Origin of the sequence: Variovorax sp. EL159 (assembly GCF_900100965.1) — a bacterium.
Taxonomy (GTDB): domain Bacteria; phylum Pseudomonadota; class Gammaproteobacteria; order Burkholderiales; family Burkholderiaceae_C; genus Variovorax.
Window position 1 is genome coordinate 110079 of the sequence record NZ_FMUJ01000010.1, and the last position, 15429, is coordinate 125507.

Annotated in this window: 11 protein-coding genes; 3 read left to right on the plus strand and 8 right to left on the minus strand. The window is 67.2% G+C overall.

Going from position 1 to position 15429, the window contains the following annotated elements:
* The 4 genes from tssM to tssJ form a co-directional block, all read right to left on the minus strand.
* Entirely contained in the window at nt 1-3660 is a 3660-nt protein-coding gene (gene tssM / locus BLQ28_RS30530) for a type VI secretion system membrane subunit TssM (protein ID WP_093247089.1), read from the minus strand.
* The gene (locus tag BLQ28_RS30535; RefSeq protein WP_093247090.1) at nt 3660-5024 is read right to left on the minus strand and encodes a DotU family type VI secretion system protein; all 1365 of its coding nucleotides are present in this window, start codon (nt 5022-5024) and stop codon (nt 3660-3662) included. Before BLQ28_RS30535 ends, tssM begins: the two co-directional genes overlap by 1 nt.
* Before the next feature lie 8 nt (nt 5025-5032).
* Complete coding sequence (tssK, locus tag BLQ28_RS30540; RefSeq protein WP_093247091.1) at nt 5033-6412, minus strand: type VI secretion system baseplate subunit TssK; 1380 nt, start codon at nt 6410-6412, stop codon at nt 5033-5035.
* Between the two features lie 160 nt (nt 6413-6572).
* A complete protein-coding gene (gene tssJ / locus BLQ28_RS30545) occupies nt 6573-7088 on the minus strand; it encodes a type VI secretion system lipoprotein TssJ (protein ID WP_093247092.1) in 516 nt (171 codons plus the stop codon).
* A gap of 131 nt (nt 7089-7219) precedes the next feature.
* Between tssJ and BLQ28_RS30550 the strand changes: the two genes are divergently transcribed.
* From BLQ28_RS30550 to BLQ28_RS30560, 3 genes are read left to right on the plus strand one after another with little or no spacing between them, the layout of a single operon-like run.
* Nucleotides 7220-7633: a TssQ family T6SS-associated lipoprotein gene (locus tag BLQ28_RS30550; RefSeq protein WP_093247093.1), complete on the plus strand. Its 414-nt coding sequence runs from the start codon at nt 7220-7222 to the stop codon at nt 7631-7633.
* A gap of 51 nt (nt 7634-7684) precedes the next feature.
* On the plus strand, nt 7685-9766 hold the full coding sequence (gene tagH, locus BLQ28_RS30555) for a type VI secretion system-associated FHA domain protein TagH (RefSeq protein WP_093247094.1): 2082 nt from the start codon (nt 7685-7687) through the stop codon (nt 9764-9766).
* Nucleotides 9759-10550, plus strand: a complete 792-nt coding sequence (locus BLQ28_RS30560) for a PP2C family protein-serine/threonine phosphatase (protein ID WP_093247095.1) — start codon at nt 9759-9761, stop codon at nt 10548-10550. The genes tagH and BLQ28_RS30560 overlap by 8 nt, the downstream gene beginning before the upstream one ends.
* Before the next feature lie 12 nt (nt 10551-10562).
* On the opposite strand, the gene BLQ28_RS30565 is transcribed toward BLQ28_RS30560, so the two are convergent.
* From BLQ28_RS30565 to BLQ28_RS30580, 4 genes are read right to left on the minus strand one after another with little or no spacing between them, the layout of a single operon-like run.
* Nucleotides 10563-10943 (minus strand): DUF4150 domain-containing protein, encoded by a 381-nt coding sequence (locus BLQ28_RS30565; RefSeq protein ID WP_093247096.1) that lies wholly within the window; start codon nt 10941-10943, stop codon nt 10563-10565.
* A gap of 15 nt (nt 10944-10958) precedes the next feature.
* Entirely contained in the window at nt 10959-11603 is a 645-nt protein-coding gene (locus BLQ28_RS30570) for a DUF3540 domain-containing protein (protein WP_093247097.1), read from the minus strand.
* A gap of 53 nt (nt 11604-11656) precedes the next feature.
* Entirely contained in the window at nt 11657-12706 is a 1050-nt protein-coding gene (locus BLQ28_RS30575) for a pentapeptide repeat-containing protein (protein ID WP_093247098.1), read from the minus strand.
* Nucleotides 12703-15414, minus strand: a complete 2712-nt coding sequence (locus BLQ28_RS30580) for a DUF2169 family type VI secretion system accessory protein (protein ID WP_093247099.1) — start codon at nt 15412-15414, stop codon at nt 12703-12705. Before BLQ28_RS30580 ends, BLQ28_RS30575 begins: the two co-directional genes overlap by 4 nt.
* Between the last annotated feature and the right edge of the window lie 15 nt (nt 15415-15429).

Below are 15429 nucleotides of genomic sequence, written 5' to 3' on the forward strand. Positions count from 1 at the left end.
TCAGGACTTCCCGGGGCACGAGAAGCTGTTCATCTGCGGCAGCCGCAGCGGGTTGTAGACGCTGTTCGCCGTCACGGCCAGCACCACCTTCTTGCCCTGCAGGTCGAAGGTCGCGTTGAACGATTCGGGCGAACTGCCCGCGGAGATCGAGGCCTTGTCGAACAGGCGATGCAACGCCCACGGCCCTTCGGTCACGATGCCGCCGGCCGGCGTGCCGTTGGCGGTGGTCACCTGCAGGCGCACCTGGTTGCTGTTGCGCGGGCCAGGCCACTTGATGGTGCTCGGCGCCTGCGGGCCGTGCGCATAGCGCACCGTCTGGCCATCGACGTCGAGCGTGAACTGCGTGAGCGCGGCGTCCATGTCCTCGGGCCGGATGTCGAGCGTGAACGAGGGCGTGCGCCCGCCCGCCATGCCCGAGAAGAACACGTCGCGGATCGCCTGTGCCTTCTGGAACGAGTCGAGATACCCCGAGCGGCCCGAGGCGCTGCCGTCCACGCCGCGCTTGAAGGCCCACGGGTTGACCGAGGTGTCGACCTGCGTGACGAGGTTCTTCTGGAAGAAGTCGTCCATCATCCCGCCCGGCGCGAAGAGCTGCGCGAAGTCGCCCGAGGCCACGTCGCGGTTGGAGCCGCGCGAGAACGGATAGCGCCCCGCGATCGCCTGGTTGCAGAACGAGCCGATGCTGGCCGCCGCGCTTTGCCCGATGTTCTGCCGCGTCACCGCCGCAGCCTTCGACGACGCGGTGGCCGACAGGTCGTTCAGCATGCCCTGGAAAGGCACCGGCAAGCGCCCCGCCTCGGCCTGCACCTTGGTGACCGCATCGCTCGACGGCGGGATGTTGCCGCTGCGCAATGCGGTGTCGGTGGCGGTGAGAAAGTTGTACAGCTCGTTGATGAGCGCGGCCGTCGCGTCGATGGGCGCCTGCCCGCCGGCCTTGGGCGCGGTCACCATGCGGCGCAGCGGCTCGAAGTGGTTGTCGACCAGCGACTCGGGCCGGTCGACCTGCGTGTTGCGGCGCTGGCTGCCGTCGGGCTGGCCGATCAGTTGCTCGATGCGCTCGCGCGTGCTGGCCACGCGGTTCTGCGCCTGGTCGAGCAGGCTGCGCGCGGCCTCGTCGTGGTTGCGCAGCAGGTCGGTCTCGCGCGCCGCGCCGCGAATGAGCCGCGACATCGGCGACTCGCTGGTCGAGAGCACGCGCGTCATCTGGATGCTCTGCAGCAGCGAGCGGCTGTCGGCCAGCCGGATGTCGACCAGGTAGTCGTCCCACACCTTGATGTAGTCGGTGAGGTAGAGCCGCCGCACTTCGCGCAACAGCAGCTCGCGCGAGGTGATGTCGGCGATGCCGGGCGCGCGGATCTGCAGCACCCAGCGGTCTTCCTGTTCGAGCGACAGCGTGGTCTCGGCCATGCGCTTGTCGAAGGTGTCCCAGTAGCCGCGGTAGGTGAACAGCGTGGGGATGCCATCGGTCAGCGGCTTGCCGCTGGCGCGCCGGATCACCAGCGCCGATTCGGCACCGCCCGCCTCGGCAATGCTGAAGGCATTGGGCGGGCTGGTCTGCAGCAGGATGCGCCGCAGCCGCGCATAGGCGCGCTGCGCCAACGGCACGCCTGCCAGGCGCTCGCGCGTCTGCGTGATGAGGCGGTCGTCCTTCGCGAAGGGCGACGTCAGCACGCGGCCCGCGAACAGCGTCTTCAGGTGCATCTCGAGGTTGGCGCGCTGCTCGCGCGTGAGCGAGGCGCCGATCTTGCGGTCGACGTCGGTCAGCAGCCACGCCTGCAGGAAGTCGGCGTCGTAGCGCTCGGCGTCGTACAGCATGAGGTAGGCCTTGAGCGCCTCGTAGCTGTATTCCGCATCGGCCTTCGAGGCTTCGCGCAGCGACTGCTCGATGCGCTGCGCCGCCTGCGGCAGCAGCACCGTTTCGAGCGCGCGCTGGTAGACGCCATCGGTCGCGGCCTGCAGCTTCTCGCCCTGGTAGAGGCCGAAGCGGTACGACACGGGCGGATCGCCGATGTCGAAGTGGCTCGACTTGGGCAGGTCGCGCAGCTTGTCCAGCACCAGCAGCGAGCTGGCGATGTCGCCGCTGGAGTCGACCACCGTGGGCAGCTCGCCGCGCGCGGACGCCTTGTTGAAGGCCTTCGCGTTGCCATCGACCTCGGCCACGTAGTCCTTGTTGTTGCGCCAGCTGTTGACGCAGGCACCGAGGAACAGCACCAGCAGCACGCCGATCAGGCTATAGCCCGCGATGTCGATGGCGCGCTTGCGCCGGTACCAGCGCAGGTTGGTGCCAGCCACGCCCGCGTCGCGGAAGATCACCTGCTGCAGCAGCTCCTTGAGGAAGTAGCTCTTGCCGGGGCCGGGCGGCGGCGCCGGCGGCGCGTTGACCTGCAGGTAGCGCTTGATCGCGCCCATCACGCGGTCGAAGGCCGTGCCCTCTTGCGTGCCGCTCGTGAAGTACACGCCGCGCAGCATCGATGCGGCCTCGAACTTCGAGGGGTTGAACACATCGGCCAGGAAGGTACCGAGGATGTCCTCGAAGCTTGCGAACTGCTGCGGCAGCAGGTAGGCCTGCGCGCGGCGCATCGGGTCGGGCTCGGCCGCCAGCAGCTCGGGCAGGCGTTCGTCCAGGCGCTGGTGCAGCAGCTTGTATTCCTGGTGGAAGCGCTCGCGCAGGTCGGTGCTCGCGGGGGCGGCCGCCTTGCCCCGGGACTTGTTGGCCGGGTTGCCTTCGATCGGGAAAGTGAAGCCCCACACCTGCTGCCGCTCGGCGCGGCCCAGCGAGCCGAAGTACTCGTTGAAGCCGGCCAGCAGGTCGGTCTTGGTGACCAGCACATAGACCGGGAAGTCGATGCCCAGGTCGTTGCGCAGCTCCAGCAGCCGCTTGCGCAGCGCCATGGCGTGGCGTGCGCGCTGCGCGTCATCGGCCAGCGGCAGGTCGGCGATGCTGATGGTGAGAATGGCGCCGTTGATCGGCTGGCGCGGCCTGAACTTCTTGAGCAGCTCGATGAAGCCCTTCCACTCGCCCTCGTCGGTCTCGCGGTTGCTCTCGTGCGTGGTGTAGCGCCCGGCGGTGTCGATCAGCACCGCCTCGTTGGTGAACCACCAGTCGCAGTTGCGCGTGCCGCCGATGCCGCGCACCGCAGCCTTGCCGAGCTGGTCGGCCAGCGGAAAGTCGAGGTCGGAGTTGACCAGCGCCGTGGTCTTGCCCGAGCCCGGCGCGCCGATGAAGATGTACCAGGGCAACTGGTACAGGTACTGCCGGTCGAACACCGCGAAGCGGCTCGCGGGCTTGCCGTCTGCGCCCTGCCCGAAGCGCATGTTCTTCAGGATCGCGGTGGCGTCGGTGAAGCCGCTCTGCAGCTCCTTGATTTCGGGCGCGTCCTCGGGCTTGGCCTCTTTCTCTTTCTTCGAGGGCGTGCGCAGCTGGTTGAGCAGCTGCGCATTGAGCCGGTGCTCGCGCCACTTGCGGTAGACCAGCCGTATCAGCCAGATCGCGAACATCAGCACGATGACCACGATGCGCACGAGTTCGTCTTCGAGCGGCCGGTAGCGGCCCACGGCGATGGCCGGGCCGATGATCCAGATCAGGAACGCAACGGCGATCAGGCCCAGGAAGACCCAGAGATCGCGGCTGATGAGAAAACGGAAGATGGCGCGCAGCATCAGCGTGCTCCTCCTTGCGCGGGTGCAGCGGCGGGCGCCACGGGCTGCACCGGCACGCCGGCCACCGGCGCCACCAGCAGCGTGACCTCGACGCGCCGGTTGCGCGCGCGGTTGGCGGCCGAGTCGTTGGGCACCAGCGGATCGGCATCGCCGCGGCCTTCGGCGCGCAGGCGTTCGGGTCGGGTCACGCGCGCGGCGATCATCTTCTTGACCGCATCGGCACGCGCCTGCGAGAGCTGCCAGTTGGAAGGAAAGCGCACGCTGCGGATCGGTTGGTCGTCGCTGAAGCCGCTGACCAGCACGTTGCCTTCGACCGCATTGAGCGCATCGGCCACGCGCGCGAGCACGGGTGCATAGCGGTCGAGCACGCGGTCGGAGCCCGAGGCGAACAGGCCGTCGCCGCGCAGCACCACCACGCTGCGGTCGGCCTCGTCGCGCACGGTCAGCAGGCCGTCGCGGATCTCGGGTTCAAGAAAGCGCTGCAGACGCGGCTGCGCCGCCGGAATGGCCACGGCGCGCGCCGACTGCGGCAGGTGCACCGCATTGACGGCCGCGAACGCGCCGTCGGAGCTGCCGGCCAGGTTGAAATTGAGCACCGTGAACGCGATGACCAGCAGCACCCCCGCCAGCGCGGCCACCGCCCACACGGGCAGCCAGTTGCGCGTGCGGCGCACCGGCGCGCTCGCGTCCTGCCAGTGCGGCGACAGCGGCACGGCGATCTCGCCGCGTGTCTGTCGAATGATCTGCAGCAGCCGCTGCTTGAGCGTTTCGAGCTGCGAGCGGCCGTTGTCGATGACACGAAAGCGCCCCTCGAAACCCATGGCCAGGCAGAAGTAGATGAGCTCGATCAGCTGCAGGTGCTGCTGCGGGTTCTGCACCAGGCGCGAGAGCAGCTGGAAGAACTTCTCGCCGCCCCAGGTCTCGTTGTGGAACATCACGAGCAGGCTCTGCGACGACCAGATGCTGCCGCCCCATGGCGTGAGCGCCGCGGCCTCGTCGACGGCCGTGCACAGGCAGTAGCGCGCGCCGATGATCACTTCGGGCGCGATGCCGGCCTGCTGCGCGCGGGTCTCGAAGCGCCGCACCTCATCGACCAGGTGCTCGCGCAGCTGCGCCGGCGCGGGGTGGTGGCCGGTGGCGCGGATCTGCGGGATCAGGTCGAGCAGCGGATTGGCCGCCGCGACCAAGGGGTTGTTGCCGGCCAGCGCCGTGTCGCCCGCATGCGGACGCCGCGCGTCATGCCACGCGGTAAAAGATTCGGGCTGCGCGCCGAAGCCGCGCGACGAATCGCCGTTCGCGCCGCCACCGGGGTTCGGCGGCACGAAGCCTCCCGGTCCGACGGCCATGTCGTTGACACCGTTCATAGAGTCCCTCACGGACGGATGGCCCAGAACTCCATGGCCAGCCCTGGAAAGTCACCGGCCAGGTGCATGGCGACGCCGCCTGATTTTTCGAGCTGGCGCCACATGTCGCCGCTCTTGTCGAGTTCGAAGTAGTGGTAGCCCGCGTTGTACGGAATCTGCCGTGGTGCCACGGGCAGCGGCCGCACGACCACGCCGGGCAGCTGCAGTTGCACCAGGTCGCGGATGCGCTCGACCGAGCCGATCTTGACCTGCGTCGGAAAGCGCTGCTGGATCGCCTCGGCCGGCAGGTCGGCATGCACCGCGAGCACGAAGCCCGCGTTGCGCACCAGCACCGGGTCGGGCATGCGGCCCACGCGCACGCCGTGGCTGCGCTCTTCGAGCTCGATGGCGATGGCGCTCTGCTCGAGCACCGCCGACAGCGAACGTCGCAGCTCTTCCATCAGCGGACGAATGCTTTCGTTGAGGTTGTCGTGGTCGTACACCGGCCACAGCACCGGCCTGCGCGTGGGCGAGGTGTGCGTGGCGAGGTGGCAGGCCAGCTTGAGCCAATCGACGAAGAGCTCTTCGGGGTGCACCTGCACCGCCTGCTGCGCATGCCAGGTGGTGGCCAGGTAGCGGTTGACCAGTTCGAGCAGAAGAAAGTCGGAGACCTCGCTCACGCCGCCGCGCCCCGGTTGCGACAAGCGCGAGGCCAGGGCTTCGGAGCGTTGCGTGAGCAGGCCGTGCAGCTCCGCGATCATGCTGCGCAGCATGGTGTGCGCCGAGGCATCGAGCACCGGCGGGATGTAGTTCGCATCGATCACCAGCTTGTGGTCGGTGCGCCGTTCGATGACGCGCACCGCGCCGATGGCCTGCCATTCGGCCGTGAGCGACAACGCGCGCGCCAGGCGCAGGCGCGGTGCTGCAAGCTGCAGCACGGCCGGGCCGAGCGCGACCGCGTTGCCGTCGTTGACCTCGCGCTCGATCACGCCGAAGCGCGCGGCCGAGCCTTCGTCGTCCGAGAAGATGACCTCTTCGCTGCCCGGCCTGCGCAGCGGCAACGCAAGCACGATCAGCTCGTCGGTCAGGTCGCTGGGCACTTCATAAGGCAGCGGCGCATCTTCGGCGCCAAAAGAAAACGGTGTTCCATCGGGCAGCACGCCCGCGCCACCGAGCAGCGACACGCGGCCCAGCGCATAGGCATCGCGGTCGATCTCCAGGTGCAGCCAACCCCAATAGGCACCTTGCAGGCCCGCGGTGCGGCGGGTCACGTACTGTTCGACATAGCGTTCCAGCTGCTGGAAATGCTGCGGCCGCAGGTACATGCCTTCGGACCACACCACGCGATTCGCCAATGCCTGCGGTTGGGCGCCGTTTCTTCCGGAGCCCGAGTTGCGAACTGTCACCAAAGAACCTCCTGGGAGTGCTCAACACGGAAGCGGGAGGTGCGTGGATGAACGACCTCCCGATCGATCGGTTTTGCTCTTGATGCTACACGGCGCGTCTTACGTTTTGCACCGCATTTCTCGCACTCATTTTTCGCACTTTCGCACTACTGGAGCCCCAGAGTTAGCGACTTGGTAGTAGCTCGATGCCCGTCTTGCGGATGGCAACATGCACCGCCTGCTCGCTCGGCGAGAACTGCCACACCTTGTAGAGGTTGGTCTGCTTCGGCTCTTTCAGTGGCAGCACGATGCGCCAGCGCGCGGCTTCGAGCTTGCGGTAACCCGCGATGATGCCGATGGCACGCGAGTCGAGCCCGGCCTCGCGCTTGAACACGCGCTCTTCGCCGCTTCGCATGATGGCCTGGTCTGCGTTCACGAGTTCTGTCGACAGCGTCTCGCGGTCGCGGTCCTGTAGTGCAAAGTAGTCTGCCGTCTCGAAGTTACCGGACGATTTCAGTTCGAAGACTTTCACCAGGATCGGCGCGGCCTGGCCGCGTCCGTCGGGGTTGACTCCATCGTCGATGCTGATCGAGATGGCATAGGGTGTGGGCAAGGACTTGGCTGTCGATGCGCATCCACTGAGGCCCGCAAACAACGGTGTTGTTGCAAGTGCGCCTTGTAGCAAGGTTCGTCGATGCATTGATATCTCCCCCAGAGGTTCGCGGCCTATATTATCGAAGTCATGCGCACTTCGAATGTCGCATCACATGCATGTCGCAACACAGCGGCACACTATCTCAAGCATTGCCTTTCGCGAGGTAGGAGAGAAGATTGAAGTCATGTCTGCCAGCTCTGGCGTTCACTTTGTTGTTGGTGACCGGTTGTAAGACCACACCGCCGCCCGAGCCCACACCGCCTCCCACGCCCGAGCGCCTGAGCCAGCAGGTCGCGCGCACCACGCTCGAACGCGCGCAACAGGCGTATGACGAAGGCGACTACGCCAAGGCCATCAACACGCTCAAGAGCGGTGGCGTCTCGGTGTTCGAGGGTGCCGACCCCAACACGCGCCTCGACGCGATGAGGCTCGAAGCCTTCAGCTACTGCGTGGCCAACCAGGTGCCCGAGTGCCGCACGCAGTTCCGCAAGATCCTCGACGCGTTTCCCAGCTTCGATCTCAACGTGGCCGAACGCAAGCACCCGGTGTGGGGCCCGGCCTTCGAGGCCGCCAGGCGAATGAAGCGTTGAACGCCGCGGGCAACAGAGAGGGCCGCGGCTCGACATGAACACGGAGAAGCCATGCGTTGGACGGTGATCGAACATGCCGGCAGGCCGGTGACGGCGGGGCCCTCGGCACTGCTCGCCGCGCCCGGCGGAACGATCGGGCGCAGTCCCGACAACCACCTCGTGCTGCCCGACGAGCAGCGACAGATCTCGCGCCTGCAGGCCACCGTGCGCTTCGACGAAGACGGTGTCGCGGTGCTGCGCAACATGAGCGCGGTGCTGCCCATCAGCGTCAACGGACGCACGCTGGCGCACGAGCAGGAATCGCGCGTGGCCGATGGCGACCACGTGGCCATCGGCAGCTATCTGCTGGAGGCGGCGAGCGCGCAGCGCGCGGCACCTACGGTGGCAGCGGTGGCCGCACCGCCGCCATGGCAGCCGCCGCCACCTCCTCCGCCCTCCGCGCCGATGCCGGCGCCGCACGATGCGCGCGCCACGCCATCGAACCCGCTCGGCGGCTTGCTGCCCGCATCGCCGGCATCCGACGTGTTCTCGGACCTGTTCGGCGAAGGCGCGCTGCCCATCGGCGATGCGCACCAGCAGCCAACGGTGGCGATGCCATCGCCCATGCAGGCACCCGCGCCTGTGCCCGCACCGGCGCCTGCATTTGCACCGCCTCCCGCATTTGCACCGGTGCATGCACCCAGGGACCCTTTCGCGGCGCCCGTGCAACCCGCGATGTACGCGCCGCCCTTGTCATCACCTGCACCGGCTGCAGCGCCTCGCACAACAAGCGCACCTTCGTCGCAGATACCCTCCGCGGCAGACTGGGACGCCATCCTGGCCAACGCACCGCGGCGCGTCGACAGCACGCCCGCGCCGATGCCCGACCCCATGGCACACGAGCCCTTCGAGCTGCCATCGCAGGCGCGCAGGAACCCGGTCGATCCGCTCGCCGAACTGAACCCGCATGCGGCGAACGACATGTCGGACGTGGCGCTCAAGCGCGGCGTCGATCCGCTGTCCTTCTTCGCGCACGACGACAGCGCACCTTCGCCGCTGTCCGATCCGCGCCCCACCGCGCTCACGTCGCACGACCAGCCGTTGCTCGGTGAAGTCGATACCCCGTTCGACCTGCTGACCCGGCCCACGCCGCAGGTCACGCCCGGGTTCAGCCATGCGAACCACACGCGTGAAGTGGCGGCGCAGTTCCGGCCACCGAATCCGGTCGCAGCGCCTGCGGTCGTGGCCGCACCGCCGCCTGTCGTGGCACCAGTGAAGGTGGAGGCACCACCGCCACCCCCTCCTCCTGCACCGCCACCTCCGCCCGCCGTGCAGGAAAGCCCTGTGGCGCCGCCACCCGTGGCAGCAGCCCCGCCAGTCGCAGCCGAAGTGCCCCCTGCTGCCGTCGAAATACCGACGGCCGTGGCGCCTGTCATCGCGGCACCTGTTGCAACAACGCCTGTCGCGCCCCCGGTGACGCCTGCAACGCCGATGACGCCAACGACACCGGTGGCCGATGCGCCTTCGCTGCCCTCCGGCTCATCCGCTTCGTCCGAAGCGCTCTTCAAGGCGTTCCTCGAAGGCGCCGGCGTGCCCGACGTCGCCGGCCAGCAGGCCCTCGACATCGAGGCCATGCAGCGCCTGGGCCGCCTGATGCGCGCGTTCACCGACGGCACCATCGAGTTGCTGTCGTCGCGCGCGATGCTCAAGCGCGAGGTGCGCGCCGAGATCACGATGATCGTGGACGAAGAGAACAACCCCTTCAAGATCCTGCCCAACGGCCGCGCCGTGCTGATGCAGATGTTCGGCGCGCGCATGCCCGGCTTTCTTACGCCCGAGGCTGCCGTGCACGATGCGCTCGGCGACCTGCAGTCGCACCAGCTCGGCATGGTGGCCGGCATGCGTGCCGCGCTGCTCACGCTGCTGCAGCGCTTCGACCCCGCCGTGCTCAGCCGCGAAACGCCGCACGACGGCAGCTTCGGCGAAAAGGTGCTGCCCGGCGGGCGCGAGGCGCGGCTGTGGCGCCAGCTGCAGGCGCTGCATGCGGACACCACCGCGGCGGTCGAGGACGATTTCCAGGCCGTCTTCGGCCGGGCCTTCCAGCAGGCCTACGACAAGGAAATGGACCGGCTGAAGGAGGCTCGCCGTGCTTGAGGCCGCCCGCGCTTTCGCCGTGCCCATCTCGACCTCGCAGTTTTCCTGCGTGGGTGAACGCAGCGGCAACCAGGACGCCATCGGCTACCACCTCGACGAGCACAACGCCTGCTTCGTCGTGAGCGACGGCGTCGGTGGCAACGCGGGCGGCGAGCTGGCCTCGCGCATCGCGGTCGACACCGCCCTCGACACCTTCGTCATCGCGCCTTCGCTCGAAGCCGACACCATCCAGCGCTGCGTGAAGTCCGCCAACGACGCCATTCTTGCGAAGCAGCGCGAGCTGGCCGACCAGAGCAAGATGAGCGCCACCTTCGTCTCGCTGTTCGTCGACCGCGCCACCAACCAGGCCTGCTGGGCCCACGTGGGCGACAGCCGCCTCTACTGGTTCCGCCGCGGTGCGCTGATGCAGCGCACCGAAGACCACAGCCTGTCGGAGCGCTCGGGCGATGCGGCCGCGAGCCACCAGAACGGCGGCGAGCGCCTGGTGAAGACCAACCTGCTGTACCGCGCACTCGGCGCGCGCGCCACGGCCGAGGCCACCATCACCGCGCCGCAACGCCTGGCCGATGGCGATGCCTTCCTGCTGTGCACCGATGGCCTGTGGCAGCTGATCTCGCAGCAGGTGATGGAACGCTCGCTGCAACTGGCCGACAGCGCGGAAGAGTGGCTTGCGCTGATCCGTCGCGCGGCCGAAGCCAAGGCCGACGAGTCACGCGACAACTACTCGGCGCTGGCCGTGTGGGTGGGGTTTCCGCAGCAGGTGACGCTGGCGGGGACGGTCTGAATCGGTGCGCCCTCAGGGCGCCAGCATCAGCACCTTGAACTGGCTCGGCACGATGCGCATGCCGACGATGTTGCATCGGTTCTGCGTCGTGATGCTGGTGACCCGCGTGGCCGGCGTCCCCTTGAGAAGCACGGTGAACGCGCCTGTCAGATGACGCGATTGCTGCATGAAGGTCTGCGACACAACGCCACCCAGTGCCCCGGGCTGATCGCCCAGGGTGATTGGCGTGGTCGTCGCCATGTTATGTGCCGGCATCGCCATGAAGAGGATGTTCCAGGCATTCGGAATGGCCATCGGCCCCATGGCCATGTTCGGGAAAGGAATGGGCACCGGCGTCCTGCAGACGTCGGGGAATGCCATGTCCATTCCCATGAGCTGGCAATTTGCAAACATCGGGGACCTCCTTGCCTAGCCCATGTGGATCTGAGCCGCGTCCACCTTCACCAGCTCCTGGCCGGTGACCATCGTGTGGTGGCCATGAATGCGCACCGTCTCGCTGGCCTTGTAGTCCATGTGGCCCGCACGCACCTGGTCGACTTCATCCGTCAGGCGCAGCGTCTGGCGCGCCATCTGCACGATGCGATCGGCCACGGTCTCGAACACCTTGCCGACCAGCCGGACGCTTCCGGCCGCGGCCTGCGCGGAGCGCGTCACCAGCCGCAGTTCACCGATGTCGCACTCGCCCTCTTCCGTCTTGAGTACGAAGCGCTTGTCTGCGCGAAGCTTGAGCTCCGAGGCACTCGCGATGGTCACCCGGCCATCGCCGGTGGATGCGAAGGTGACGTCGCCCGCCGCCTCGATGCAGCTTGACGACGCATCGGCCTGCTCGATCACGGCGATCAGGTAGGCCCGCGCGCTGTCAGGACCGGACACCAGCACGGTATCGCCGCCGGCCGGTTTGAGCAGGCAGCTCGCCGCGCGCCGGCAAACCCAGACAGCACCCTGCTCGTCATCGACGGTGACGCGTCCATCCGGCAGCAATGCGGCGACCACCCCCTGGAAGTGAACCGGCGTCGCCAGTTTCGAGGCTTTGCGCAGTGAAACGACTGACATGGAGATTTCCTTGTTTCGATGGGTCAACAGTGGAACGGACAGGCCTGGCGGCATCAGCGCGGCGAAAGGAGCTCTTGAGCCTTGAACAGCTCCGCATCGTTTTCGATGATGCCACCGCTTCCCGAGAAACGCGCATCTGTGCGCACGGCGCGATGAAAGCGGGTGCGCAAAAAACGTGCATTGCGCAGATCCGCATTCTGAAGTCCGGCATAAGAAAAATCGGCATCCTGCAGGTCCGCGTCGCGAAAGCTGGCCCCCCTGGCCTGCGCGCGATGGAACACGCTCAACGGCAGGCGCGAGCGGCTGAAATCGGTACCTTCGAGTTTGGCGTCGGCCCAGATCGACTGGTCGAAGATGGCATCGGTGCAATTCGCTTCACGCAGATCGGCCTCCGGGAACATCGTCTGCGCGGCATCCGCTGCGCTGAAATTCGCCTTGGTCAGCGTGGCGCCCTTGAAGTTGCTCTGGGTCAGCACGGCGCCGCTGAAATCGACACCGGCCATGGTGCTGTCGGTGAACTGGCAGCGCAGGAAGGCGGTGTGCGGCAAGCGCTGCCCTTCGAGATTGCACTCCATCAAGATCGAACCATCGCATTGGGCCTGGGCGAACTCCACCGTGCGCAGATCCATGCGAAAGAACATCAGGTGCAGCAGCTTCGCCCCGCGGCAATCGAGCTGGTCGACCCGTGATTCGGTGATGACGATCTGATCGCAGATGCTGGGCTTCAACACCGCATGTCCGAGCTCGCATCGGACAAAAGCCACGCGCTCCATTTGCGCTTTCTCTAAATCCGCGTGAGCCAGTGAAGATTCGAAGAAGTTGGCGTCCTGCATGAACGCGCGGCCGAGTTGCGCGGCTTCCAATCGACACCGAAACACGCGCACGCCTTTCAAGCTGGCCGCCGACAGGTCGGCTTGATCGAAGTTGCATTGCGCCAGCGAGCTATCGTCGAGGCAGGCGCCGCGCAGATTCGTCCGGCTCAAGTCGACGTGCTCCATCTGCGCCCCCGACAAGTCGATGCCGCTGAGGTCCTGACCCGCGAGACTCGCCTTGACCACCGGTTCGCCATGCCGAATCTTGTCCAGAAGTTCTTCGACTGTCATCGAACCGGCTCAGTCCTTCTTGCAGGCAAGGTCTTGGCTCCTTGGGTGTAGGCGTCGATAAAGGTGGTCGAGCCGTCGATGGCGGCCTGCGACACGTCGGCGCGAAACAGATTGGCGTCCTGCAGGCTGGCAAAGCGCAGGTCGGCCTTGGAAAGATTGGCATCGATGAGGTTCGCACCGCGCAACGAGGCTTCGCGCAAGTCCGCGCGAATGAACAGGCTCTCGCCGGCATGCAACCCTTCCAGCCGCGCGCGCCGCAGGTCGCACTCGGAGAAGTCGCAGCCGTCAAGGCGTGCCTTCGCGAGGTCGACGCCGACCAATATGGCGCCGCGCAGGCCACACTGCCTGAGCGAAGCAGCGCAGAACACGGCCTGCACCAGGCTGCAGCCATGGACGAAGGAACAGGTCACGAGGCTGGCCTCGGTGAAGTCGACTCCCTCCTGCGCATCGACGGTGACGAAAGCGCAGGCGTTCAGCGCGGCGCGTACGAAAGATGCTCCCTTGAAGCTGCACTCGATCCAGCTCACCTGCTTGAACGCGGCGTTGTCGAAAGCCATGTCTTTCAGCGCCAGCTTGAGCAACGCCATTTCCTCCCAGTGCGAGCCGCGCGCATCGCAACGCACCCATTCGCTTTCGAACAGATCGGCTTGCTTGAATGCGGTCTTCGCCAGCACGCAGGAACGAAAAATGGTCTTGTTGCAACGCGTCTGCACGAAGCTCGCACCCGTGAAGTTCGCGCCTTCGCAATGCGCGCCACCCAGGTTGGCCTCGTCCAGCCTCGCATCGGTGAGTGACGCCCGGACAAGCCGCGTCCGCGCAAGCACCGCGCGCGTGAAGTTGCAGCCATCGAGCCGCGCATCGCTGAAGTCGACGTCTTCGAGGTTCGCTTCCGTGAAGTCGGCACCGCGCAGGTCCAGCCCCGAGAGGTTGGCGCCGGCGAAGCTCATGCCTGCGAAGCGACGCTCGCCGCTGGCTGCGGCCTCGAGACGCCGACGCAGCCGCCTGGAGCGCAGGCTGCTGGCCGGCGGCGCAGGCTCGAGCAGGTGTGCGCCGTAGAGGTGCCCCATGCGCGCGCTGCGCCCGGCCTGCTCGCGCAGCCGCGCGCTTTCGGCGGCCTCGTCGGGCGTGAGGGGTGTTCGGCGCTCACGCGCCGCGTCTTCCTCGAGGCGCACGAGGTCGTGCAGCAGGCGGTCCGGGTCAAATCGGCGCTGCACAGGCTTGCCGGTCTGCGATGCCACCTCGGTCATGGCCTTGTCGATGCTCGCCTTGATCTCGTCGGACAGCTTGCGCGGATCCATCTGCGACAGCGGCGGGATATCGATATCGGGGTGAATGGCCGCGGGCATCCCGTGTGCGACGACCTGAGCCCGGTCCTCGGCGCCGCGGGCAAGGGCCGCCTTGCGCATCTGCTCGAGGGCTTGATCGGCCTTCTCGGCGAAGTCGGGCAGATCGTCCATGGAGGCAGGCGGCTGCAAATCCGGTTCGGACAGGGGCGGCAGATACTGCGCCGGGTCCAGCCCCTGCTCCAGCAGACGGGCGTGCAGGCGTTCGCGCTCGCGCTGCCGGCCTGCGCGCAGATTGCGCACCAGCGGAAGCGAGGCGATATCGGGCACCTGGTCGCCCGCCCACGGCCCCATGACCGCCTTGGGGACCAAGTCGCTGTCGCGCAGGACCAGCACCGCCTTGGCTGGATCGATGCGCTGCTGCAGCACCTGCTGGTAGTGGGCGAGCGGCCGCGGCTGCCCGCGCAACTCGAGCGCGGGCATGATGTGCTTGACGTCGGCCGCGTCATCCTCTGCGATGGGTGATGCACCGTGCCAGACCAGGATGACGCGCTCGGCGTGTGGGAAAAACCAGGCTGTGCTCAAGCTCAGCGAAATTTCCGACAGCGCGCCACCGTCTTTCTGAAAGCTGGCGAAGCAGCGCGCCTGCCAATCGGGCAGCTGGCCGCGCATCACCGGCTGCCGAGGGTGCATGTTCCACAGTTCGTAGGCGGCGCCCGGCGGCAACTCGCGCTGGCCGGGCAGGCGCTGGTCGGCAGGCGCAGCGTTGAAGTAGCGCCAGTCCATGTCATCGGCGAAACCCGGGTACTCGTGCTGCAGCCACTGCTGGTCGTAGGCGCGCCCCATCAGTGCGAGCCGCTGCGGCCGATCGGGTGGCACGGCGCCGAAACCCGCAGGCACGATGCGCCGCCCGGGTGCGTCCTGACGCGCGCCGGGCAACTCGACATTGGGAACCCGGCGCGTATGCACGCCGTTGATCGTTTCATCGAAGCTGCCGATGCCTTCGGGGTTTTCGGACTCGCCCGGGCCGCCATAGGCATGTGCCCAATCCAGCCTCAGGCGCTCGAAAGGCTGGGGATGCGTCGCGCGGCCGCCAAGCCAATAGCGATCACCACTCACCAGCAACGACTTGGCCTTGCCATGGAAGACGGCCTGGGCCGCGCACAGTGTCTTGTCGTCCTGATGCGCCGTGTACGCATAGCCGCTGACCAACCACTCCGGCTCGATCTTGGGCACACCCATGTCCAGCACGTTGCCGGGCCCGATCTCGTCGGCCGCCAGCTTCCAGAGATCCTGGTCAGGCATCAGCAAGGGCTCGGGCGCCAGGCTGGCCATCGCGAAGACCGAGACGCCCAGGTGGTCTTGCCGTTGCCTTCGGAAGGGCCGCGTGAGGATGCTCAGGCGAAAAGGCTTGATGGTCTTCATCGGGGCAGCGCACCT